Source organism: Paenibacillus phytorum (assembly GCF_013141715.1).
In the GTDB taxonomy this organism is placed as follows: Bacteria; Bacillota; Bacilli; order Paenibacillales; family NBRC-103111; genus Paenibacillus_E; species Paenibacillus_E phytorum.
Map to the genome: position 1 here is coordinate 13,208 of NZ_WHOA01000004.1, position 25,173 is coordinate 38,380.

Sequence of the window (25,173 nt, forward strand, 5' to 3'; positions counted from 1 at the left end):
CCTCCTTAGAGCTTCGTTGTCATCATTTCCCTCAAATGAAGAAAAGCCAGATTACCCTTATTTCTTTGCAGGGAATGATCTGGCCTTTCCACAAGGAAGCCTCTTTATTCCGCCAGTTCACTCAGCCTACATACAGCACCTGAGCGTGCCGATAAAGTCGAAGCTTCCATTAAACGGGTCAAATCAAGAGCTAATTGTATATTTTCAGAAGCAATCGTTCCATTTCGAATATGTGACACCCATTGTTCGAAGGGAGAAGGGAGATTCGCAGGCAGATTCGTGACCTCTTGCCACCCTGTTGCTGCTTCACCTTCAAGCTTGTGGCTTCGCACTAACAGTTTATCATCCGATCTCGAATACATGAGGCTGCCTTCCGTTCCTTGCACCTCAATATCAAATTGTGAGTAGTTATTAACAAATCCCGCTTCAACAATGCCTATTGCCCCATTGGGATAACGTAAAGTCGCTACCGCACTATCCTCTACCTCTCGATCCGTGATGTAACCGAAGCTGGCACTAACACTTTCCGGTAAGCCCAGAAATAGGCGTGTCAAGTACATCGGATGGCAGCCAAGGTCCATCAATGCCCCTCCCCCGCACTCCTCTAAGTTGAAGAAATGGGATGGGAGTGAACCATTCGGATTTTTCTCTGTTCGCAATGCGCCGTTATGAGCAAGCCGTATACGAACCGTCGATACAGTACCAAGCAGCCCTTCCTGAATGAAGTTGTATGCAGCTTGCGTAAATCCCGTATACAGACGAGGTAGAGAAACCGTTAGCTTGACCCCAGCCGCATCAACCGCAGCCAATATCTCATTACATTCCTTCGTCGTGGTAGCTATAACTTTTTCTGTAAAGATATGCTTACCCGCTTCGGCTGCTGCGATGCTCACGTCTCGGTGTCGATTCGTCGGTGTATCCACAATAACGGCATCGATATCCGGATTGGCCAAAAGCGCATGCAAATCGGCATAAAAGTTAACACCATGCTCCTCTGCCTTTTGCCTTCCTCGTTCAGGAACTTCATCCCATACAGCCACGATTTCGGTGCCCGGGTGCTCGGCAGCTAGACGTGCATAATCTTTTGCATGAACATGCCAAAAGCTCAACATCGCTACTCTAATCATGAAAGAATGGCCTCATTTCGGGTTATTTTAGTCAAAATAGACCGCTTTTCCCGTTCTATTGGATTCGTAAATGGCTTCAAGAATTTCAGAAACCACACACGATTGCTCTGGCGTTACAATAGGCTGCTTATCGTTCATTACAGCATCAATCCATGTACGGATTTCTTTATCCGACATGCTCTCTTTTTTACCCTCGTAGAAGTCTGCACCTTTGGCATCGAATTGCAACTGATTGACGTATAAACGACTGTGGTTTTCACCATTTATGCGTAAGCCATCCTGCATGTCGGCTCCGCCTTCTGTACCGCAAAGCGTGCACTTTGCTTCCTTCGTATCCAATGTATTTAAGGCCCAACTCGCCTCCACCATCACAGTCGCGCCGTTTTTCATCACGATCATGGCAAAGGCGGAGTCCTCCACTTTGAATTTCTCAGGATCCCAAGGACCCCAGGAATTAGCGGCATTTTCTTTCCGGGAAAGCTTATGATAAGCGGTGCCAAGCACCACCTTAGGTTCGTAGTTATTCATCATCCACAGCGTTAAATCGAGAGCATGTGTACCGATGTCGATCAGCGGGCCTCCGCCTTGTTTGTCTTCATCCAGAAATACACCCCAAGTTGGAACCCCACGCCTGCGAATGGCATGCGCTTTGGCAAAATAAATGTCGCCTAGATCACCGTCTTCAACCACTTTCTTCAAATACTGACTATCCGCTCGGAAGCGATTATTGTAGCCAATGGTCAGCTTCTTACCTGTACGCTTGGCAGCTTCAACCATACGCCGAGCATCGGCGGCTGTTTTGGCCATCGGCTTTTCACACATGACGTGCTTGCCTGCTTCCATAGCTGCGATCGAAATCTCCGCATGCGAATCATTTGGGGTACAGACATGAACGACGTCAATCGAAGCATCAGCAAGAAGCTCATAATAGTTCTCAAACACCTTCGCTCCGGGAGCACCAAACTTCTCTGACGCTTGCTGAGCGCGTTCAAGCACGATATCAAAAAAACCAACAATTTCGACCTGCTCTATCTTTGCTAGGCTGGGTAAGTGCTTACCTGTTGCTATACCGCCGCAGCCAATGATGGCGACTTTCACCTTGTTCATTCCTATTTCCCCCCATGATGTGATTCCATCGATCCGATGATACGAAAAATAAATGAAGCTAGACATCTCAGCGTTGTCTGCATGGCAGGCAAACGCATATCCATGTCCAGCTCCTTCATCAAGAATGAATTACTTTACTGTTTCCATTTGTTGTTTCGCGATTGCCATAACATCCTTAGCAAGGAACGCTTTATCTTTATTTTCTTGATACCATTTGTTCATGAAGTCTTCGAGCTGCTTACCGCCTGCTTTATCCCAAGCCGCTTGTGAGTCTTTAATTGCTTGTTCAGGGGTGTACTTGCTTCCGCTAATAATGGCCTTAACAAAGAGGTCGCCTTTTTCTTTAAGAATCGTTGTATTAATCATTTGAAGATCAGCACTATACACCGGCATATGTTCCCCTACCGTGAGCCCTGGGTATCCTCTTTGCGGATCGAAATAGATCTTCTGGATTTCTTTGTACATGTCCATAGCGGCCTTCTGCTGAGGCACTTCCGGATTAAAGCCGCTCAAAACAAAACTACATTTATCTTGTCCCGATGAGTAGAACATTTCGTAGTCCAATGCGTAGCCAACCTCATTTTTGTTCTTTGCCGGATCTATAGCCTGCGGGCAGCCATTCGCCGCTTTCTTCCAGTGAGTACCTTCGTCACCATTAATCACTTTCAAAGCCGTTTCCGGTTTCATCATAAAGTCAAGATAACGGCCTACAGCTTCAGGATCTTTCGCCTTGGCGTTAATGACTGTCGTCATTTGAACAGGATTATCGATTGCCCCTGTGAATGTCCCGAGTGGTGATTTTGGATAAGCTAGCGGAGCCACATCCGCATCAGCCACATTTTTCTTTAACGTAGGAAGGTCGTTCATTGCAAAGTCATACCAACCGCCTGAAAACTTCACGTAAACTCCGATTTTGCCATTTAGAAAGTCTTGCTTAGCCTTAGCACCATCTTTGTCATTGATATAATCTTTGTCAATAATACCCTCATCGTAGAGCTGCTTTTTGAAGGTTAGGGAAGCAAGCTCATTATCCCATTGACGAATAATTTTGCCATCTTTAACTCCCCAGGCCAACAAGTCTTTCGAAGAGCCTTCGCCGAAAATCTCATTGATCGCTTGTTCCGAATAGGTACTCATGTTAAGCCCATAGGTATCCTTCTTTCCGTTGCCATCAGGATCTTTCTCTGCAAATGCCTTAGCCACGGCCAATAATTCCTCGGTTGTTGTAGGCATCGATAGATTCAGCTTTTTCAACCAATCTGTACGAATGAGCAAGAGATGTTGAGGTGTAGCTTCTTTTACTTTACCGATTTCATACAACTTCCCGTCTGGTTTTGTACCCGCTTTCTTCAACTGCGGATATTGGGTCAGTAATTTTTGATATTCAGGCATGTATTTTAAAATGTCATCGATGGGCAGCAGCTGCTTTTGATCATACAGACTGCCACGAAACGGTGTATTATACTCGCTAACAATATCCGGAGCGGAACCAGAAGCAAACAATACGTTTAATTTTTTAGTTGAATCGCTGCGGAGGATGGGTACGAATTTCGCATTTTCCGGTCCATTCTGGTTAATCCATTTGGTCCAGCGATTTTCTTCATACGACCCTTCCGATGCAGGAACTGCACCGCGATCATACATGGTTACGGTTACATCGCTACGTTTAACTGCTGCTTTCTCACCCGCTTTGGTCGTTGCTGCCGGTGTAGCCGTTTCCTTCTTGTCGCTGCTGCAACCAACCAATGTTGCCCCTAATGCTACAACACTTACTGTCATACCAACCCACAGTTTCTTGTTTTTCATGTGCATTTTTCCCCCAATAATTTTATTGTGAAGTTTTGTTAAACGGGAACACCTTTCTCATCAACCCTTAACAGATCCAAGCATAACGCCCTTCACAAAGTACTTTTGCAGGAAGGGATAAACCACCAGCATAGGAACTACCATTACAACGACCCCAACTGCTTTAACCATCTCCGTAGCGACTGCCGCCTGCTCCTCATTATTGAGAGAAGGAGAATTCAGAAGATCGTTTTGTTGCAGCATCGCCTGGACGATGACGGTCAAATTTTGCATATCGCTCTTGTTGATGTACATTAGCACGTTCATAAATGAATTCCAAAAGCCAATCCCGTAGAACAGAGCCAACGTAGCCAACATAGGCAGTGATAGTGGAAGTATGATACGGATGAGAAGCGAGGTATCGTTACATCCGTCAATTCGCGCTGCTTCCTGCACTTCATAAGGAATATTCTCAAAGTAGCTTCGCATTAGTAACATATTATAGGTACTAATGAATCCGCTAAGCCATAATGCCCAATAGGAGTCGATTAGATGCATGTTCTTAATAACCAGATAAGTTGGAATTAACCCCCCCGAGAAGAGCATCGTAAACACCATAGCTAGAACAAGATAGCGACGGCCAATCAGATACGATCTGGACAACGGGTATGCAGCTAATATGGTACCTAACAAACTCAGTGCGACACCGACAAGTGTAATGATGATGCTATTTTTAAAAGCATTAAAAGCTGGGCTAGCGATGAAGAAAATTTTATACGCTGTGAACTGCAGTCCTACCGGCCAGAAGAAAACATGACCTGAGTCTACCGCCGACCGTTCGCTGAGCGATAGCGCCACAATATGAATAAACGGCAGAATGCACGTTAAGGCAATTAATCCGAGCACCACATAGTTCGTAGCGTAGAAAATCTTTTCGCCTTTTGTCGCTTTCATGAGGGTCCCTCCTTTCTCTAGAACAAAGCTTGGTCAAACTTTTTAGCGATTCGGTTAGCTATCAGCACGAGACTACAACTAATAATGGATTCGAAGAATCCCATTGCAGTCGTTAAACTAAATTGTGAACTACCTAGGCCTATTTTATAAATGTAGGTACTAATAACTTCCGATACGTCCGATACCGCGGCGTTCTGCAAGTTATACACTTGGTCAAAACCAACCTCCATCACCTTACCCATCGCTAATATAAGCAGTAGAATAATGGTGTGCCGAATACCTGGGAGCGTTACGTGCCACATTTGCCTCCACTTCGTTGCCCCATCCATACCCGCAGATTCATAAAGGGAAGGATCAATGGTCGTTAGTGCGGCCAAATAAATAATGGTACTGAACCCCATTTCTTTCCAAACGCCTGATCCGATAAATATACTAACCCAAGATTTCGACTCATATAAGAAGGTAATCGGTTCAATGTTAAACATCTTGAGCACCTTATTGATTGAACCGTAATCTGTTGCAAATAATGACAACACGATACCAGAAACAATGACCCAAGAGAAAAAATGCGGTAAATAGATAATCGTTTGTACCCATCTTTTAAACCACGATTTTCTTACTTCATTGAGCAGAATGGCTAGAAAGATTGGAATCGGAAATCCGAAAATTAAACTCAAAAGACTAAGCCAAAACGTGTTCCAAATGATTTGGAGCGTATTGGAGCTAGAAAACAAAAGTTTAAAATACTTCAGCCCCACCCAGGGACTGCCCAAAATCCCATCCGCAAAATTGTAGTTTTTGAAAGCGATAACAAGTCCGCCCATAGGCCAGTATTTGAACAAAATGTAGTAAGCAATGACAGGGATAAGCATGATAAAAAGCGGAATGTTTTGCTTTAATCTTCTTCTTCGTCTCAGCCGCAAAGCTTTTTGCTCACTTGTCGTTAGGGAGAGTCTAGGAGCTTCATTGATATTTCCGTTCAAGGCTGCTTCACTCCTTACTTCAATGTAATATACCTATAATAAAAGTTTTGATCAAAAAAACCCTTAAAAAATTATAGAAGAATCTATAATTTCATTGGGTATGACATTCGCTTGCTAATCCATGTAATGTTGTATTTCGTACAACTTTAGGCGAGCAAATCCACGTTTTCCAAGCAATTATTGTAAAAAATACAACAATTCCAGCCAAAAGTAGCTCTATGGCACGGAAATAGGCTAAATTGTTGTACAGCGTACAACATCTCGAGCTTTCACAGAAGAAATCGTGGAAATTGTTGTACGTTATACAACTTGCCTACCCGTCTAACCTAAAAAAAAAAGACTATTTCATGTACGGACTTGGCATCCGCTTTTGAAACAGTCTTTTTTCCTACAATTTTCATAGTTGTTCAAAACTAATCGTAACAATTTCTGCTGGACGAACGGATACGGACAATCCGTCCGATCCCTCATGCTGCAGACGATCCAAACGCCGTTCAAGAATATCGCTCTTATAAGGATGATGGAACTTCTCAGAGAGATCTATCTTCAGAGCTCGCTCTTGTGCAGAGATGTTATACCACCGCGTAATGATATCCCCTGTCTCCTCAGAAACTTTCATGGCGGAAAATACCATAGCATAACCTTCCCAGCCCCCAAAAGCATAAGTCGGTGGCAGTTCTCCATGATGTACCTCAGTTTGCCTCACGGACCAAGGAACTTGATATTGATGGGCAGCCTGTATGGCACCGGAGCCATGAACTAGCGGATCCTCTTCCATCGTCTCGACAGGCACAGCATAAGGGATAACGGATAGGTGCACAGTGTGTTCGCCTAGACACTGTGCTTCTGGCGTTGGGAAGTATCCCCAGTCGCCTAGTTCCCCTACAGCTCGAAGCAGTGTGACCGCAATGGTTTGGCCGCTATCTTCTCGAACGATCTCGTATTCGTTCAAACCGCGGTTGGCGATAGTAAGCCCCTGCCGCGCCCCTGCCACCATTACGAATGCTTGCTGGTGCTGGCAGTTGCTCGGATTTTTCCATTCGACTGTCGTTTTATTGCTCCGCTCCGGCACTTCAAAGATGGAATCAGCAAAATGGGTTTCTGCTTCCAATCCTGTAGGAAACAGCATTCGCAAACGGTGATCTTTGGCATGATTGTTAAAGGTTGATGCAATATCAACACGCTTTCCGTTTTTATCCAAGGATACGACGGTCGTGATTTTCAAAGTTATCTTTGTGTCAGATCGAGCCGACTTCCGCTGCGTAAACCAGACCAATTCCTTGCGTTCCGTATCCAATAAATCCTCAGCAGATACCGGTATTTCCAACTCGTGAACGATCTCTATGCTAGCTCGGAAAGGCGTATCTTCCTGAATACGAATGGATGCTGGTATACCTCGCGTAGTTATGGCCGTGTCTCCACAAGCTTGGCGGTACATATACTCATTACCGATGTCTCCCGTATTTTCATAAACGCCCAAGCCCTTGTAGACCGTTCCTTCAAGCTTCTCCGTTACCGTCAGCGAGCCGTCATCAGCGACTTGGACACTCAAATAGTCATTTTCCATCGCGTATGTACCAACGATTAAAGAAGTCGGCGAAAGAAGCAGCTTTAATGAGGCATCACGGGTCAATGCATACGTTTTGTATCCTAAAGCCGGCACATTAGCTGCTTCGAAGGTCACACGGACGGCACGCGCGAAATAAGGCTGCCTGAACTTGTCGTCAGGTAAATCGTACCCAAAGTGAATCCCCATATCCTCTAATCCAAAAGGAATAGGTTTCCCATCCACATCAACCAACACATAATCGTCCAAGCTCTTATCCTTCAAGTCCTGTCTCATATCCCGGAAATCCCTGCCATCACGGAAGTAGATCCTGTTTAATTCCAGCTGCACGGTCAAGGTACCACTGCGTTCCCACCCCGTCGTATTCGTTACCAGAAACGGCGCCACTTCTTTACCGTAACCGGCAAAAGATGACGTATCCACTCGTTCCGCCAACCAAGTCAGGCTATCTTGAATGATAGATTCAGCTACATGCTTGCTTTTCTCAAAACGCGTCATCATTTCGGCATGTACTTCGTCGACACTGCACCCGCAAATACTGTCATGCGGATGGTTCTGCATCAATGTTTTCCAAGCATAGGTAAACAGATGATGGGGATATGGGCATCCTGCTTGATAGGCAAAGGCAGCCAAAGGCTCCGCCACTTTTTCCAAGAGTGTCTGGCCTTCTTGATTTTTTTGCTTGATATAAACGCGGGAAGATGCCGTATTTACGAGCGTAGACCAGCCGTCTGTATGCTGGCTTCTCAGCTCTCCGCGAATGACGGACAGGTCACTAGGAATCGTTCGGTTCACATCACTCAAATAATCTTCAAAATTGGAATGGATGAATCGAATGTCAGGGTACAGCTCTTCAGCTACACTGATTGCATTCGTGAGATCGGTCTGCACAGGCTGATGATCACAGCCGTTCATGAACAACCAATGCGGTGTAGATGTATATTTGGATACTTCCGCCAGTTTTCGATCCCAATACTTGGCTGCCGCTTCTGGATTCACAGGAATCTCATTCCCATTGCTGTACCAATTGGCAAATAAAATGCCCAGCACCCTGGAGCCGTCAGGCGCTTCCCAAAACATCTCCGAATATGGAGATTCGTAAGCCTTAGTTTCTGATACCTCGTTGTTAAATCCTGTCGGCTTCACACCGCGTCCGAACACAGCGTTCTCAATGTCTGCTTGTCGCAGCAGCTGCGGCGCCTGTCCCATATTGCCGAAGGAATCCGGGAAATAACCCAGCTTCGAGATAACGCCATACGTTTTCGCATCGCGGTGACCAATTAACAAATTGCGCACATTCGCTTCGCTGCTCGTAAGAAATTCGTCCTGCAAAATATACCACGGACCGATATGAATGCGTCCGCTGCGAATCAATTGCTCAAGCGTCTCCTTCATTTCCGGTCGTATCTGCAAATAATCCTCTAATATGATCGTTTGTCCGTCCAGATGAAAGCTGCGGTATCCATCATCTTGCTCAAGGGTTTGAATTAACGTATCCATTAACTTGATCAACAATACGTGATGCTTTTCATAGGGCAAATACCATTCCCTGTCCCAATGTGTATGCGAAATGATATGTACGGTTTTGGACTGTGTCATGGCGTTGTCTCCATTTCTATGTAATATCAGCTCTTTGCTTCAAGATGCTATGTCCGTAGTCGGAGCGCCTCCATGACTGTTTTCAGCGTAGCTGCAATGCCCTTAATATCACCCGTATCTTCGCCTAAGTCACCATCTCCCAGCAGTGCGGTCACCAGCTTGTCGCCGTTGGCATTCCAGCCGGTCACCAGCATGCCCGGCATGCGATCAATCGCCCCCCACTCTTCCGCTTGGCGGATGGACTGCTCGAGCAGATCAAGGGCCGCTTCCGGTGTTTTCCAACAGCTGGGCCATACTTCAAATCCTTTGTCGAGCAAATGCCCGACGGACGGATAAGCATCCAATTTATCGTAGTGCCAATCGCATAATATAATATCCTTCGGAATAAGATCCACAGCCGGCCAAATGCCGTAAATGTCGCCGTCCCACTCTGTATACCCCATGCCATTGGCGTCAATCAACCGGTCCGCCCACATGAGCATCTGAACCTTCCGATTGCCGACCAAATGCTCGTAGTAATCATTCGTCGCTTTCGCAAACAATTCCGCCTTATTTTTCCCTCGACACCGTGGGCACCCGTCATCCGCGATCGCGAACACTTCGTCCATGCCGACATGCAGCGCATCTGCTTCAAAGGCATCGATCAGCTCATCCATCAGATCGAACACGAGTGGATTAATGTCCGGATGGGAAGGGCACCAGCTCGGGCAATAAAACTCTGGCCATTTAGCATCCGTCGGCACATGCGGGGTTTCGTCGAACTCCGGATACGCTCGCAGGAGCGAATTCCTCGCTCCGCCCCAACCTTGGTGCCCCAAACAATCAAACAAAGGGATCAACCGGATGCCGTGCCGCTTACATAAGCTGGACAGTTCCCTCGCATCTTCCTTCGTCAAAGTGCCACCCGATACTTCCGGGTGAGATTGGAACTGAAATGAAGTGTTGCATTCCAGTATCAAAACATTTACGCCCATAGGCGCCAACGCTTCCTCAATCACTCGTTTTAGATTACCGACATCCTCATGCGATCCGAAGCGCATATGGAATCCTTTCAGCTGCCATCCATTTTTTTGCATATGTTATCCTCCAGCCTATCCGTATCTTTATTTTTATTAACCGACTAATCCTGTTCGCTCTACGCTTTCCACGAAATAACGCTGAACGAACAAATACAACGCAATCAAAGGTCCCATCATCAGCAGTACGCCCGTGTTGAGCAGCATAGACTGGTACACCGGATCCGGCTCTTTGCCCAGAGCTGGCCCCATATCCGTCAGCTGTGTCGAAAGCACCTTCACTTTACTCAAAAACAGAGACACATAATAGCTATCGTTCCACTGCCATACAAACGAGAACAAAACGACAGTGACAACGGCAGGAATGGCGTTAGGCAGCATTATCCTGTAAAAGGTTTTGAAAATTCCCGCTCCGTCCGCGAGGGCGGCTTCTTCGATTTCTTTGGGAATACCCCGGAAAAACTGACGGAAAATATAAATATAAAGCCCGTTTTTCAGCCCCATCGCTGTGGAAGAAGAGATAAGAAACGGCCAAAACGTGTCGATCAGATTGATACTGCTCTTCCCTGAAAATAGCCCGACTAATCCGAAAAGATCAAAATACCGGTATGTTAAATAGAGCGGAATCATGATCGTTTGAGGCGGCACGACAATGGTGAAAATGACCAGACCAAACAAAAGCCCGCTGCCTTTAAATTTCAATCTCGCAAAAGCGTATCCCGCCAACGCGCAAGAACAAACCTGAATCAGCGTTGTCGTAGACGAGATAAGGAACGTATTCCATAAAGCTGACAAATAGTTTGTTGCTGAGATTGCTATCGCTAAATTTTCGAGTGTAAAATGCCGGGGAATCCACAGCACAGTTGGATCATAAATGTCGATTCTGTCACGAAAGGCAACCGATAGTCTTAAAAATATGGGAAACAATATAATATAACAAAAGCCGAGCACCAAGACGGCGCGTATGATCTGCCATGCCCAATTTTTCGCCTTTTCCAGCGGATTACGCCTGCTAATCCATCCGTCCATACGTACAGCCTGCGATTTCATAGTCCTATCCCTCCATCAGTCGTAATAGAATACTTTTCTTGAGACAAGCGCAGTGGAGATGACAAGGATGATAGCCACAACAATGAAGTACACCCAGGACATTGCCGCACTTAAACCGAAATCGAAGGTTTTGAACGCCGTTTGTGAAATGAGCGTATTGATTTTATTTCTGCTGAAGGAATCAATAATGGAATAGACCAGGTTCGTTAATATGAGCGGGGACATCATCGGAAACGTCACTTTCCAAAAAATCTCGTATCCCGTTGCTCCTTCGATTTTGGATGCCTCGTACAAGGACGGGGAGATCGATTGAAGCCCTGCCAAAAAAATCAAAATTTGCACACCAGAAGAACTGATAATTTCATAAATTCGATCTACCGCTCCAGTGATATAATTGACTACGATAGGAGCAATGCCCGAATCCAGCAGCATTTTTTTTAGTTCAAAGCTTTGCAGCATATTAGCGCCGTCTCCGCTCCCGCTTCCACTGAGGGCCGAACCTCCTACGAAGCTGCTGATATCTAGATTAGCAAGTGCGCTTGATGCCAGAATGACCGGCAAAAAGAAGATCGCGCGCGCCAGGGCGCGCCCTTTAAATTTTTGATTCAACAGAACGGCAGCGAACAAGCTGAAAATAATGATGATCGGCACATTCACAACCATATTGACGACACCCTCCACCAATAACCGGGGGTAATCCGGATTGGAGGTAAATAAGCTGGTGTAGTTGCTAATTCCTTTAGGCAGTACGGCAAAGCCGCCCTCTACCATTTGTATGGAACTTAAGCTGAATCGGAACGATTGAATGAGCGGCAGCAGAAAAAGCATGACCATCCCCAGGATGAGGGGAGATACGAACAAAACGCCGTACCACGCTTTCGTCTGTTCCAACGATAATCTTTTTTTCCGCAAATCACTCACCTCCTACCCAGTAGCTCATGGCCTCTAGTTGTTTATCGTTCACCTGTACCGCAGCGCTGTTGTAATTGATAATAATCTTCTTCCCATTCTCGAAGGTCGTTTGAACCACACCTTCTGCCAATTTACGATGATCGGTAATCACATATGGCCGAACGTCATTCAGCACAGTGCCAGCCTCTTTGTAGAAATCGGCCGCTTGATCCAGCCAATCTCCATAATGCAGCGCATATAGTTCGTTATAATCCGAATCCTTAACCGCTGACGAATCGCTGTAGTACCACTGGTAATAAATATTCGATCCCGTCTCCAACGCTTTCAGCAGGGAAACGCGTGAATCGGTTACGCTCTGCATATTAAACGGCTCTCCGGCGAGATCATAAAAACCATGAAGCGCGATTTGATAAAAGGGTACGTCTTCGTCGGTCAGATTCAGGCGACTGCTTTTGGTCGGAGCATTCACAATAATGTTGGCGTACGGCAAGCTGTAGGCATTGCCGCCATTCACCATTAGCTTGTTGGCTTGCTGCTTCAGCTTGTCGGTACCGCCAACGGCAATGTTTAGCGCATCCTGCCGGTTAATCGGATGATCTGGGCTAAAGTCTGAGTTCACTTCATTTCCTAAATCCCTAAGAGACAAGCCTGTAAGGCCAAGCTTCGCGTAGTCGGAGACAAATCCGTCCACTGTTTTTGCCAGCACAGACGGCGATAATAAGTAATGTGAGAACTTCGATGTATCTTTGACATACATCACAGGGTCATACTTGTAAATTTTGGCCTTCTGTCTGTCTAAAAAGGAAGCTGCGTCTGAAGCTCCTTTATATTTTTCAAGAAAAGCTACATCCGGGAATAGATCGATATTCTCCTTTGACATATAATCGATCAGCTTGCGGAATCCCTTCTTACCGCCTAACTCACCGACCACTTCAACGTTCGATGGAGACGTATGTCGAATCCCGTCATTAAACCAACCCACATAGCGGAGCCCGATATCCTTGACTCCTTTTTCTTTCAAAGCTGTTAGCATCGATTGCGTTTCATCAAAGGTGGTCAGTGCTTCCGTTGATTGATACGGAATACCGACAAAAGACGCTTGTTTCTGGAACGCCCCCTCCACCTCAAGCAGGAATGGACTTGCTTTAGCAGGCTCTAGCTTCTTCAGAGCGTATTTATTCACCAAATACTCCCTATACTTGCCTGCCATAGCCGTGTAGTTGGATGAAGGTCCTGACAAAAAGTCATATCGAATCTGATAATCCCCTTGAAACGGCTTCTGCCCGAACATCGGTACGGAGCTCTTTTTGGTTCCTGACGTTAGCGTATAGAAGTCCATATCCATGACTCTAAACTTCCCGCCAACTGTGTTGTAAGAATCGTTTCTGCCGGAGATGTCTGCCGTGATATTGGCCATCGCGTCTCCACCTTCAATCATACCAAGCATAGCGTGATCGTTCTGCTTGATGCCGAAGACGGGCAGTCTCGTGATCTCGTTCGTTTGAATCTTTTCTTTAACGTCATAAGTGCCATCGGAACCGTAAACCGGAAGGTTGTAGGCTTCCGCGTTCTTTTTGTTGTTATTCAGATGAATCAAGGCGCCAGACCCGTCAGGGACGAGCATGTAACCGTCTTTTTTATCATCGGCAGCCCCGAAATATTTGAGCAGCTGCAGCATGGCAATCGGATAAGCATTCGTATATTGAAGCTCCTTGCCAGCTGTCTTGACAACAAGATGCTCTCCGTCCAAAGTGTACTCAAGCGGAACCGTAAACCTCGGACCTTCCTCTTGGGCGCTGCTTCCCGCTCCATTGTCCTTATTGTCCTTGGCGGCTTCTTCGTTCGTATAACCGATTGCCTCTAGTTTTTTGGACAGCTCCTCCGCTACAAAATCTTGCAGCTTGCGAACTTCATATACTTGCTTCTGTTCGTCCAATCGGAATTTAAAAGCGACATCCTCACGAGTGTCCTTGTCCGTCAGCTTCCCCAGAATACGTTCCTCAAACCGCTGTTTACCGATTACCTTAGGAATATTGCCGTAATCTTTCGGAATATTTCCCAGCTGGTATACGATTTTGATGCCTTTGTCCACGCTGCTGATTTTAAATTGCTTCTTTTTTACGCTATCGTCGTAGCTGTTGAGCGTATTAAGCTGCCCTTTTTCGTTGTAATAGGTAACTAACAGTTGGGACGATAGTTCTGCTTTATACAAAGGAGAAGCTTTGGGATCTTTCTCTCGATCCACTGGATTAGAAAACCAGATATAGCCGTCTCTTTTATCCTTGACAGCAACCTCGGCCGTCTCGCGTTTGACGTAGAGCATCAGAATTTCATTCTGGGCCACTAGCTCCATGGCTTGAAGAGCCCTCTGTTCCTCGGTTGTATTGGATGATACTGCAACTGTTCCACCTGCAGCACGAACCTCCGCGCTTGCGGCAGTTACGGGATTACCCTTACCTGATTTATCTGGAAGAACTGATTTGACCTGGGATTGAGCTTCCGCCATGCTTACGGATTGATCCTGCGAATAGATCACGATCAGACTGCAGGCCACCAAACCGGCGCTCAGGATGCCAAGGGATATTTTCATCTTGCTGGACACCTTCATCCCTCCTTAGCGTTTTCCGAAGGAAAACTTTCTTCGTAAACATAATCTTAGTAAACCTATCGTGTTCCGCTAAAATCTGAATGAGAGTTCGCGGTAAATGGATGTGATAAAATTGATCATTTGCTGCAGCATGCTGAAGAACAATACCCCAAGGAAGATGATGATACCAATGACAACAAGCGTCAGAATCATCGTGACCACCGTCTTGGAAGCTGAATATTGATGAACCGTCATGGTGCCAACAAATAGCAGCCAGATGAACCAGATGTACGCAATCGCATCGAGCAAATAATAAAACGTGCTTTCACTTCCTGTAATCACATTGCTGTAAAGCGTCTGCGGGAGGTAAATCAGGATGAGCGGCATCAGTGCATAGCCTGTTGCCATTACGATTTCTTTAAACTTGCCTTCCCCATCCATCAAAGTGGTCAAAGACCAATTCGCAATACACCAGAGCAGAAACGGAAGAACGATGAATTTCAGCTCATTGAGACTGTTCAGTTCAAGAGGATTGTTCATATTGACAACAAACCCGCTATACTGTCGTTTCAAAATGGTGAAGAGCACAAGGAGGAGTAAGCAGATGACCACAACCTTCAACCTGCCCTTTTGTTCGTACTTCATCTCCCAAAATCCGTTAAACGGATGCACCATCGTATAAAAAGGATTTTTCAACACACCGATTTCCGTGTAATGCTTACCACGCATTCTTCTGCCAGCAAGCTTCACAGCTGTATAACCAAGACCAAAGACAAGCGCAAAGCCTAGTACGATGGTGCCAAAATGCGCGAACACGACTTCCTTTCGGTACCGTTTGAAAGCTTCGGAATAATAGTCTCGGTTATTTCCTAATTTGAAATAGCTCATCGCCCCGCGGTTGTCGCCATTTTTCAATAACGATTTACCGATCCCGATGTAAGCCACCTCAAAGTTACCATTCATTTGAAGTACTTGCCGCCATGAAGCGGTAGAGGCATCTGTTTTTCCGTTATAGAGCGATTTTACTGCTTCACGTATCAGGCTTCCATAACGTGTAGGCTGGAAAACAGACAAACGGTTGTTGTCTTTATCGAGCACCAGTACCTTGTCCCCGAGCATCGCAATCGCAGAAGGCGTGCGGAATTTCCCCTGTTCGCTGCCAAGTCCGCCGAATTCGTACAGCAGATTGCCGTCTTTGTCATAAGTGAATATGCGACCTCTTTTCAAATCCATTGCGCTGTACATGCCGCCTTCATCCTTAGCAATATCGATGAAAATGGAGCTTCCAGGCGCGCTACCGACTTCCAGCGTTTGGATATCCCCTTTAGGCGGGAAATACCCTTTATCCCTTAAAATATCCACACCAGACGGATTCAGCCGTTTGATCGGGCGATCCGATTTTTCCTCTGAAGTGGTCGTATAAATAAAACCGTCTTCATCAATGTCCAAGTTATTAAATTCAAGCGGAATGAACAACTGCATTTGCTCGCGCTGCGCTTTGGTCGAAATCCGTTTCCAGAACAAATCCACGGGATTGAACTTCACGCGATTCGTACCGATAAACCCATTGAATTCGCCATCGGTATCAAATTCCATAATGCCTTCGTAGGATCCGCGACTGATAACATAGATCCGCTGCGCCTTGTCGACAACCAGCTTAGTTGGCATGTATTGGAATCCTTCTCGCAGTAGTGTTGACTTCGGCTCCCCCATTACACGTACCAACGCTCCCTGACCGTTCAATTCCACCAGTCTTTTGTTTTGCGTATCTGCGATAAGAAGATGACCGTCGGTTCCGTTATAGAACACGCCTTCCGGCTTGTTGAACGTTTCCTTGCTTCCGTTATTTTCGAACCCGGAAATAACCTGAACTTCCCGAAACTGATCATTCAATACGACGATTCGATCGTTTCCGGTATCCGCAATGTAGATTCGACGATCACTGCCGATGAATAGATCCTGGGGTGACGACAGATTGCCCGTTTTCCAGTCTGTTCCATACATAACCTGCCCCAGCTCATAAGGACTCGGAGCCGGGACGCTCTGTCCCCAAAAATTGTAATTGTACGTATCGTTGTTAGGTGCGGCATATACAGGAGCGGCCATACCGATGAAAAGCACAACGGCGAACATCATGATAAGTATTCTTTTCAAGTGGCTCCCCCCTGTTTACTCTTTCAGACCAGAAGTGGACATGGTTTGGATGATGTTGCTTTGTGTCACGATAAACACGGTTATAGGCACGGCCATCATTAGCAGGGTAACGGCTGACACCGGTCCTGTCCGCACCAATCCACCGCTAGCTATTTGCCCGAACACATAATCAACGGTCTTCAACTGCTCGCTGTAAATATATTTATGGCTCGTCACAGAACCATTCGTCCACAAATTTTGCAGTGAAAAAATGACCAGCGTCAGCCACGCAGGCTTAACGATCGGCATGACGATCTGCCAAAAAATCCGATATTCGCTGGCACCATCGATTTTCGCTGCTTCCAGAAGAGAGTCTGGGACTTGCTCCATAAACTGTTTCATCAAATACAATCCGAGTGTCATGCCGAAGGACGGCAAGATGATCGCCCAATAGGTATTAATGAGATGAAGCCAAGAAATGGTCATGTAATTGGGTACCTGTGTGACATAAGCCGTAAACATAAGCGACATAACGACCAGATTGAACAGGATGTTCCTGCCTGGGAACTTGATTTTGGCCAACGGATAAGCAGCAGCGGATGCGATGATGACATGACCCACGGTGCCTACGATGGCAATAAAGAACGTATTGAACACATAACGAGAGAACGGCACCCATGAATCGGAAAAAATGTTCACCAGATCTGTAAAGTTTTTGAACGTAGGATTACGCACTAATAGCTTTGGTGGAAATACGAATATTTCATCGATCGGTTTAAACGCATTGCTAATGGTAAAAACCAGCGGCAGTGCCATAAAGAAGGCTATGCCGCCAAGCAGCAGGAACAGTAAAATATCAACCGCCCAAGAACGGTTTAAACGCTTTGGCATCTTTAATGTCAGCTTCATTCTGGTCACTCACCCACTTTTCCTAGCAGCTTACGCGTTAAGAAGTTTGTTGCAAACATGATAGTAAACAAGACAGTCGCGATCGCGGAGGCGTACCCCATCTCGAAACGGATCGAACCATAGTCGACTAAGTGGGTCACAATTGTATGTGCTGCGTAATCTACACTCGGGAAACCAATCATGTAGATAGAAATTTCGGCCACGGAGAAGGCGAGCGTGATTTGAATAACAGCACCGAACAGCAGCTGTGGCCGCATGGCCGGCAGTGTGATAAACCATAGCTCCTGCCAACGGTTGCGCACGCCATCGATGGCACCGGCTTCATACAGTGTGCGATCTACATTTTGCAGACCAGCGATAAAGGCTAGAAAGGATGTTCCCAAACTGAGCCACAGCTGTACGAGGATTAGAATCGCGAGAACGAACCTCGGATCCTGCAGCCACTGGATCGGCTCCAGGATCATCCCCCATTTGATCAGGAATGAATTGGCATATCCGTAAGAATCGCTGGCAAACAAGGTTTGCCAGATCAGATACGTATTACCCGATATCGAAGGAGCGTACAGAATTAGCGTGAGAACAGCGCGCAGCTTAGGCCGCAGCTCGTTAATCAGCCAAGCGAACAGGAAGCAAGCCATATAGCTGATCGGCCCGGTAATTAACGCAAACAGCAGCGTATTTTTGAGTGCGATCAAAAAGATGTCATCCTGTACGAACAATCTGGCGTAATTTTGCCAGCCCACCCATTTGGGCGGTTCAAGCATATTGAAGCTCGTGAAGCTTAAACAAACGGACATTAATACGGGAAATACCGTAAATGTAAGGAAAATAAGAAAATATGGCGCTATTAAAATATAAGCATGCTTATGCTTTTTGAATTCAATACCCAGTCGGCCGAATTTACCTCGGAACGCCGAATTGGATTTCATCACGGATGTTCCAGTATCACGTGGCAGGCTAGGGTTCACTGCAGGCTGTTGTTTCATGGCGCCCCCTCATTTCTCGTAGGGAAGATTAAACTCTTTCCGTTTTAAAGCAATTTCGTCGTTGATATAACGGACGTAATAATCCATCGTTTCGCGTGGATCGTCACCTTGAACGACGACTCTACGAAATGCATTATCAATGTTACGTCCCGTCAAATAACCGCCCGGAACCTCGGGTATCCCTTTCACCCACTTCATCTGCTCCTTCAGCCTGTCGAAATCTCTGGAAGGCCAAGGCAGAGCGGCTAAAGCTTCCATGTTGGCCGTCGGATACCTAGCCGAAGATCCCATGCGAATTTCCATTTGACGTCCAAACGCGATTTGCGTCTCTTTGCTCGTCCACCATTCCATGAATTTCCACGCAGCGTCTTTATTTTTCGTGCGTTTGAACATGACCACGCCCGATCCCCCGCTGCCGACATCGCGACGAAGGGATCCGTCTGGCTTTTTCGTACCAGGAACGGGTGCAAATTCCCACAATCCTTTAATTTCCGGGGCAAAAACGGACAACTTGTTGTACATCGTGTAGTCGGCGATGCCAATAGGCATTTCGCCTGTACGGAAACGGTTGGCGAAATCAGCTGCGATCGGAATTTTATAATTCACATAAAAATCAGTCCACTGCTTGAACTCCTTGATCCCCGTTTCCGAATCAAGACCGCTGGAGGCTCCATCGTTTTTATAAAACTGTCCATCATGCTGGTATAAAAACATGGCTAAAGCCGGATTCGGTGGGAGTGTGATGATATCCCTGGTTTCCAAGTCATTACCGAAGGTGTTGAGCGGTTTTTGCGGAAGTCCGAACTGCAAGTTATGTTTCTGCAGGGTAGGCAGCAAATCGTATACGTCCTCCCACGTTTGCGGAGGCTTCATCTTCAGCTCATCCTCCAAAATATCTTTCCTATAGAAGAGGACTGGGAAGGTTTGCGTTTCCGGAAGCGCGTAATAACTTCCTGAAAACTCATACGGAACCATCGAGCTTTCGCTAAATCGTGATTTCACGCTGTTGAAATCTGGAAACACCGATAGATCCTGCATCGCGTTGCGGCTTGCATAATTGACAGGCAAATCGTTGGGAGCTTGCAGCGCTACGTCCGGCCCTTTACCTGCTACCGTAGAAGGCAGCAAAATGTCTGCTGATACCAACTTCAAATTAATTTTTATTCCTGTCTTTGGTGTAAAGGATTCGTCAATCAATTTCTTGATGGTCTGCGCTTGGTCACGTGCTGAGGTTACCCATACTGAAACCGAATCGGCTCCTTCTTTCGTATTCGATAACTGATCGTAATTTTCAAAGAAGGAAGCAAAGAACGCTGCTGAGCTGCTTTTGAATTTCTGCCACGCTGTGGCTTCCGGATTCGGCAGTTTGGCTTGCGGCGAGCTTAGCGTCAAGTAATCAACGGCCAGCGGTTGTTCATTCACCGAAAGCAGCCACGCCCCGAGTCCCCCTACATTGGTTTTGAACTGATCAATCCGGGATGGCACCGTATCCGGTCTGTCTGCCATATCACTGAGCTGATAAGCCAGCGTATTCAACATCGCGGTACGCTCGTCGTTCTTTCCATTCTGTCCTTGAATCAACTTCGTAATTTTATGTAACAAGTCGCTTTGTTTTCGAAACTCCCCAGCCATCTCGGGAATTCTTTGTTCCAGCTGATAATCCCGGAACGAGTCGGGCACCGTCCCCGTAAAGCTAATAATTTTACGATACAGCGCATTTAAGTCCAAAATGCTCGTTTCCACCGCATTCAGAATCGGGGCCAAATCCCCCAATGTTACCTCGAGCCGGACTTTGTGTTTGCCCTTCGTGAAATAAAACAAGTATGGATGCTCAGCATCTTGGCCGATCACCGTCGTCTGCCATTCACTATTGAAAGGAAAGCCGACATGCTGAAGCTCCTGAAAGGGCATTTTGCCGTCGATGTACATCGTCCGAAGCGAAGCCATCCCGCGCAAATAGTTTTGATGATTTTTCACCGCTATCTGATACAATCCGTCGCCTGGCACATCCACTTCCCATTCGATCCATTGACCAGGAAGCCGCCATGCCCACCCGCCCATTGCATTGTTCCGTAATTTAGATACGTGATACGGCTCTATCGCGGGACTGGAACGATCATTATAAGGTAAAAGTGTTGGAGAAGATTTATATAAGGCGCGTTCGCCTTGAACTTGCAGCATCACATCTTTCGCAAGCTGGTAACCTTTTTGCGTATATGTGCTCGCCAACGTATCATACGAGGGCGTTGTTGCCGAGTTTGTGAGATTAAGTGAATGAATAATGAGCGGTTCTCGTACCGAAGTAAACATGATGGAGTGCTTGCCTTTTGAAAAATAAAACAGATAAGGATCTTCATTAAATCCGGTCGCATCTTTTAATAACGATGCCTGCCACATCGGCTCTTCCACTTGAGAAGGAACCAAATCGTTGCCCTGCTCGTCACGCTCGAACTCATTTTTATCGTTTTTCCATATTCGTTGAAACGTTATGCTTTTGGCCTCGGCAAAAGGGACCGAACCGTCAATGCGCAATTCTCTTTCTATATCCGAATCTTTCCCGCTTACTGTGTAGTACTGGATGCCAATGTTGTACATGCCCTCTTGCTCGACTGTAAATTGCCATTCAATAGACCCCGTATCCGAAGTCAGAATGGACTTCCCGTTTTCCCCTTGATAATTGTCTAGAACAGAAACATTCATGCCTTGGGCTGAACGGAATTGTTCGGTGGGGATGACGGTTTCAGCGCTCGGGCGTGTCGATTGTTTATACCTGGCCAAATATTCCGCATAGCTGCCTTTTTTATATGTATCTGCCAAAGCCGATAGCGCTGTGCCGCTTATTGGACGCTCTTCCGCTGAAGCGATTTGGCGGGAACCGCCGCCGAGCCATTGATACGGTACGAACCCGGTTGCAAAAAACAAAACGAATATGAGGAACACTTTGGCGAATGCTCGGCGCATGGGTTTTCCCCCTTTTTTTAAGCTTGCCCCTAATCCCTGCTTGCATGGAATTAGGGGCATGGCATCATGCGTGTTTATTTGCTATCCTCGAGCAGTTTACTGATCTTTGCTTCGAATTGCGGCTTCACTTTGTCTACCGCCGTTGCAGGAGATACTTTACCTTCGGTGATGTCCTTCACAATACCCTCGAACAGTTTCTCTCCATCAGGAATTCCATAGTAAGATATGTAATTAATGTTATTACTCATTTGCTTACGAGTATCCATGGACTCTTTGTTCGGGTAGGACTGCTGCCAAGATTGCTCTGAAAGCTTTCTGCCTTCTTCGTTCAAGCTGATTTCGTCCATAATATGTAAAGCAACTTCCGCATTCTTCGAATACTTGGATACCATCCACATGTTGCCGAATGGCGTGTAGGACACATATTTGTCGGCTTTCGGACCTTTCGGGAAGAAAACGTAACCTAGTTCTTGGCCCTTCATATTATCCTTCAAACCACCGAGTTCCCAGCTGAAGCCCGCGTACATGACACCTTTACCCGCTACGAACTCTTTGCTTGCATCTTCTGGAATCGGCTGTTCGATTGATTTGTCCACGTTGAACAAATCAGACGCGTATTGCAGTGCTTGAATGGCGTTTTCACTGTTCAAAGAGAACTTGATTGCTCCACTCGCATCTTTATCCACAGCCCCTTTGTTCGTGTAAACTAATTGCTCCGCGAAAGCTTTCACTTTGCCATAAGCGCCAGTGATGCCCCATACATCGGTTTTACCGTCACCATTCGTATCCTGCGTCGCTTTTTTGGAGAACTCGCGGAATTTTTCCCACGTCCATTGACCTTTTTGTTGTAGTTCGTACGGATCTTCCAGACCCAGCTTCTGAATCAGTGTTTTATTATAGAAAATGCCATACGGGGACGGAGAAGAATCAACCAAGCCATATTGATGACCATTGTAGCTGCCGCCTACTCTCATCCAATCGATATATTTCGGGTCGGATGCTTTAATCCATTGGTCGATCGGCTGAACAAATCCCTTGTTCACAAGCTGTGGGAACGACCAGAATAATTCCATACGCACGATATCCGCGAACGGCTGTCCAGAAAGCGAAGTTGTCGTGAAATTCTCCACGTATTTGTCGTAATCCCCGAATTTAACAAACTCGATTTTACAGTTATATTTCTTCTCAGCAGCTTCAATTAATTTGATTTGTGCTTCTTCTGCTGGGCCTTTTTCTTTCGCTGTTCTTGGGTCGGCTCCGTCATACCAGGCACCAATTTTAATGCTCTGACCTTTCAAATCGGCTTTCTTTTCATCCGGTTTCGCACTTTGCGGCGCCGCTGTTGTTTGTGCAGTTGGCTGTGGTGTCGGCGAGGTCTTGCTAGCTGTACCCTGAGAACAACCAACTACACCCGCGACCATCGTAAGAGCTACTGGAATTGCAAGTAATTTAAACGCTTTCATTCGAACCCCTCACTATCCTTTGGATTTGAAAAAATTAAAACGCTTACAAAACAATCTCTTTACAAGAACAAGTTGAATCTCAATGTGCACATCCGAGTTATGTATGCCAACTAAAATAGTTCCACGAATGTTTAATTCTCCTAATTCAGGAGAATCGACACAATTAGATATACCTTTAACCTCGTTCTTTATTAAGATTATAGCGAAATGACCTATCTTTGTAAATAGTTAATATATCTTTTGTTAAAATATATAAATTTGGTTATACTCAATTTGTCCGTTGCACAATCAAGGGCTTACGCCGTCCTTGGTTGAGCGTGTTTATATAGGTTGATGCAAAGCAGTTTCGCCTAAGTGGCGTACTGCTTACTTGAACGTGTGAAGTTGTACTTTGTGCAAATTTTAGCAAGCTACTCCGCGTTTTCCACGCGATTGTTGCAATAAATACAACAATTCTAGCCAAAAGTAGCTCTTTAGCCTCTAAAACGGACAAATTGTTGTGCAACATACAACAATCCTTAGCTTCCCCAAGAGAAATGAAGGAAATTGTTGTACGAAGTACAACTTTGCGAATCCAGGGCGCGCTTGCCTTGCTATTTCACCATTTCCCCAACAAAAACAAACATAATACCAGGAAACCATATTCACTTACCGAATGATTATGCATATCCACAATCACAATTATGCTCCATGATGCTCCAGAAGCGCTTGGACGATAACCGTCCGGGTGTTGAGCATGCTTGCCTTTTGCGCTGCAAAGTCCGCAGCCAACAATCCTAAATAAGGTAAGCTTCATCACCTTACTCCCTAACCCCTAAAAATTCAGGCCTGTAAATATAAAACCTTCCCGAAGGTAGGCATGACACCTGGGAAGGTTCGCTGTTTATAATTGTACGGCTGGCAGATCAGTCGTATACGGATTCGGGCGTGGCCCCGTGGATTCGCGTTCAACCCATCGTACCAGAGTCTTAATTTTGTATTGTTCGGTATCGGCGTTCTCAATCCTTCGAATGATGATTTCCGCCGCTTGGCGCCCAATGGAGTAATAATCTTGGCCGACCGAAGATAATGGCACTTCGACATGCCTGGCTATTTCATGGTCGTCAAAGCCCGCTATGGATAGCTGTTCGGGAACTCCAATCCCCATTTCCAAAGCCGTTTTGAGCAGTTCGACTGCAATATGATCATGCTCAACCTGAAGAGCGGTAACCTTCATATGCCTCAATTTCGCAATCAACGATTTGTAAAATGCTTTTGCGTTTGCCCCACTCAACTCACGATAGAAATCCGTTATCACGAGATCCGAATCGATTGACATCTTATGGTCTTTTAGCGCTTTGCAATAACCGAGGTACCTGTCTCTTACAGAACTACGGTATTCAATGCTGACGCTGGAAACAAAAGCGATCCGTTCGTGCCCAAGTTCAATCAATCTTTTGGCAGTCATATACCCACCTTCAAAGTTGTCGGATACGACACTGCTGATAGGCAAGCTATCGAAATATTGATCGATCGTCACAATCGGATAATCGTTCCAATAGAGTGCATTGATCACATCGATGTTGCTGATCGTGCTAATTGGATACACGATGATACCGCTCAGGCCGCTTTTCGGCACCTTGGCCAGTATCTCTTTTTCTTTTTCTTTTTTCCAGTTGCTATTGTGTATGCTCAAATAATAGCCTTTGGAGTCCAAGTAATCGTGGGCTCCTTTGATATAATCAAGCTCACTTGTAGCCATATAAGGCAAAATCATGGCGATGATGGGGTGCGTTGCGTTTGGAATACCCGTATCAACGGCATCTTCTGGATATTTCACGTAGCTTCCGCTGCCGCGTTTGCGGTAGATCATGCCTTCCCGCTCCAACTCGATCAGGGCGCGTTTGGAAGTAATCCGGCTGACGCCGTACTGCGTCGCAAGCTCTACTTCGGTCGGAAGCTGCTGCTCAGGCACATACTCCCCGGATCTAATCTTTTCTTTCAAATCACTCAAAATCTTCATATAAAGCGGTTTACTATCCAATTCCAACACAT

Annotated in this window: 17 protein-coding genes; all 17 read right to left on the minus strand. The window is 46.1% G+C overall.

The window, feature by feature from the left end:
• Positions 1 to 104: 104 nt before the first annotated feature.
• The gene (locus GC098_RS00070; protein ID WP_171639801.1) at positions 105 to 1,127 is read right to left on the minus strand and encodes a Gfo/Idh/MocA family protein; all 1,023 of its coding nucleotides are present in this window, start codon (positions 1,125 to 1,127) and stop codon (positions 105 to 107) included.
• A 27-nt stretch (positions 1,128 to 1,154) separates the two neighbouring features.
• Entirely contained in the window at positions 1,155 to 2,234 is a 1,080-nt protein-coding gene (locus tag GC098_RS00075) for a Gfo/Idh/MocA family protein (protein WP_171639803.1), read from the minus strand.
• A gap of 129 nt (positions 2,235 to 2,363) precedes the next feature.
• Positions 2,364 to 4,040 carry a type 2 periplasmic-binding domain-containing protein gene (locus tag GC098_RS00080; protein WP_171639812.1) on the minus strand — a complete coding sequence of 559 codons (1,677 nt, stop codon included), beginning with the start codon at positions 4,038 to 4,040 and terminating at the stop codon, positions 2,364 to 2,366.
• 60 nt (positions 4,041 to 4,100) lie between these two features.
• On the minus strand, positions 4,101 to 4,973 hold the full coding sequence (locus GC098_RS00085) for a carbohydrate ABC transporter permease (RefSeq protein ID WP_171639814.1): 873 nt from the start codon (positions 4,971 to 4,973) through the stop codon (positions 4,101 to 4,103).
• Between the two features lie 17 nt (positions 4,974 to 4,990).
• Positions 4,991 to 5,956, minus strand: coding sequence for an ABC transporter permease (locus GC098_RS00090; RefSeq protein ID WP_376773704.1), 966 nt, complete (start codon positions 5,954 to 5,956; stop codon positions 4,991 to 4,993).
• A 397-nt stretch (positions 5,957 to 6,353) separates the two neighbouring features.
• Positions 6,354 to 9,122, minus strand: a complete 2,769-nt coding sequence (locus GC098_RS00095; RefSeq protein WP_171639816.1) for an alpha-mannosidase — start codon at positions 9,120 to 9,122, stop codon at positions 6,354 to 6,356.
• A gap of 47 nt (positions 9,123 to 9,169) precedes the next feature.
• Positions 9,170 to 10,198, minus strand: coding sequence for a family 20 glycosylhydrolase (locus GC098_RS00100; RefSeq protein ID WP_171639818.1), 1,029 nt, complete (start codon positions 10,196 to 10,198; stop codon positions 9,170 to 9,172).
• Between the two features lie 36 nt (positions 10,199 to 10,234).
• The gene (locus GC098_RS00105) at positions 10,235 to 11,188 is read right to left on the minus strand and encodes a carbohydrate ABC transporter permease (RefSeq protein WP_171639820.1); all 954 of its coding nucleotides are present in this window, start codon (positions 11,186 to 11,188) and stop codon (positions 10,235 to 10,237) included.
• 15 nt (positions 11,189 to 11,203) lie between these two features.
• The gene (locus GC098_RS00110) at positions 11,204 to 12,100 is read right to left on the minus strand and encodes a carbohydrate ABC transporter permease (RefSeq protein ID WP_171639822.1); all 897 of its coding nucleotides are present in this window, start codon (positions 12,098 to 12,100) and stop codon (positions 11,204 to 11,206) included.
• Between the two features lies 1 nt (position 12,101).
• Positions 12,102 to 14,702, minus strand: coding sequence for a DUF5696 domain-containing protein (locus tag GC098_RS00115; RefSeq protein ID WP_171639824.1), 2,601 nt, complete (start codon positions 14,700 to 14,702; stop codon positions 12,102 to 12,104).
• A 75-nt stretch (positions 14,703 to 14,777) separates the two neighbouring features.
• Positions 14,778 to 16,841 (minus strand): YIP1 family protein, encoded by a 2,064-nt coding sequence (locus tag GC098_RS00120; protein WP_171639826.1) that lies wholly within the window; start codon positions 16,839 to 16,841, stop codon positions 14,778 to 14,780.
• A 15-nt stretch (positions 16,842 to 16,856) separates the two neighbouring features.
• Complete coding sequence (locus tag GC098_RS00125) at positions 16,857 to 17,729, minus strand: carbohydrate ABC transporter permease (RefSeq protein WP_171639828.1); 873 nt, start codon at positions 17,727 to 17,729, stop codon at positions 16,857 to 16,859.
• A 5-nt stretch (positions 17,730 to 17,734) separates the two neighbouring features.
• Positions 17,735 to 18,658: a carbohydrate ABC transporter permease gene (locus tag GC098_RS00130; RefSeq protein WP_246358345.1), complete on the minus strand. Its 924-nt coding sequence runs from the start codon at positions 18,656 to 18,658 to the stop codon at positions 17,735 to 17,737.
• Between the two features lie 66 nt (positions 18,659 to 18,724).
• Positions 18,725 to 21,676 carry an extracellular solute-binding protein gene (locus GC098_RS00135; protein ID WP_171639832.1) on the minus strand — a complete coding sequence of 984 codons (2,952 nt, stop codon included), beginning with the start codon at positions 21,674 to 21,676 and terminating at the stop codon, positions 18,725 to 18,727.
• A 74-nt stretch (positions 21,677 to 21,750) separates the two neighbouring features.
• Positions 21,751 to 23,139, minus strand: a complete 1,389-nt coding sequence (locus GC098_RS00140; RefSeq protein WP_171639834.1) for an ABC transporter substrate-binding protein — start codon at positions 23,137 to 23,139, stop codon at positions 21,751 to 21,753.
• Positions 23,140 to 23,737: 598 nt separating this feature from the next.
• Positions 23,738 to 23,935, minus strand: a complete 198-nt coding sequence (locus GC098_RS00145) for a hypothetical protein (RefSeq protein ID WP_171639836.1) — start codon at positions 23,933 to 23,935, stop codon at positions 23,738 to 23,740.
• A gap of 87 nt (positions 23,936 to 24,022) precedes the next feature.
• On the minus strand, positions 24,023 to 25,171 hold the full coding sequence (locus tag GC098_RS00150; RefSeq protein WP_312879965.1) for a GntR family transcriptional regulator: 1,149 nt from the start codon (positions 25,169 to 25,171) through the stop codon (positions 24,023 to 24,025).
• Between the last annotated feature and the right edge of the window lie 2 nt (positions 25,172 to 25,173).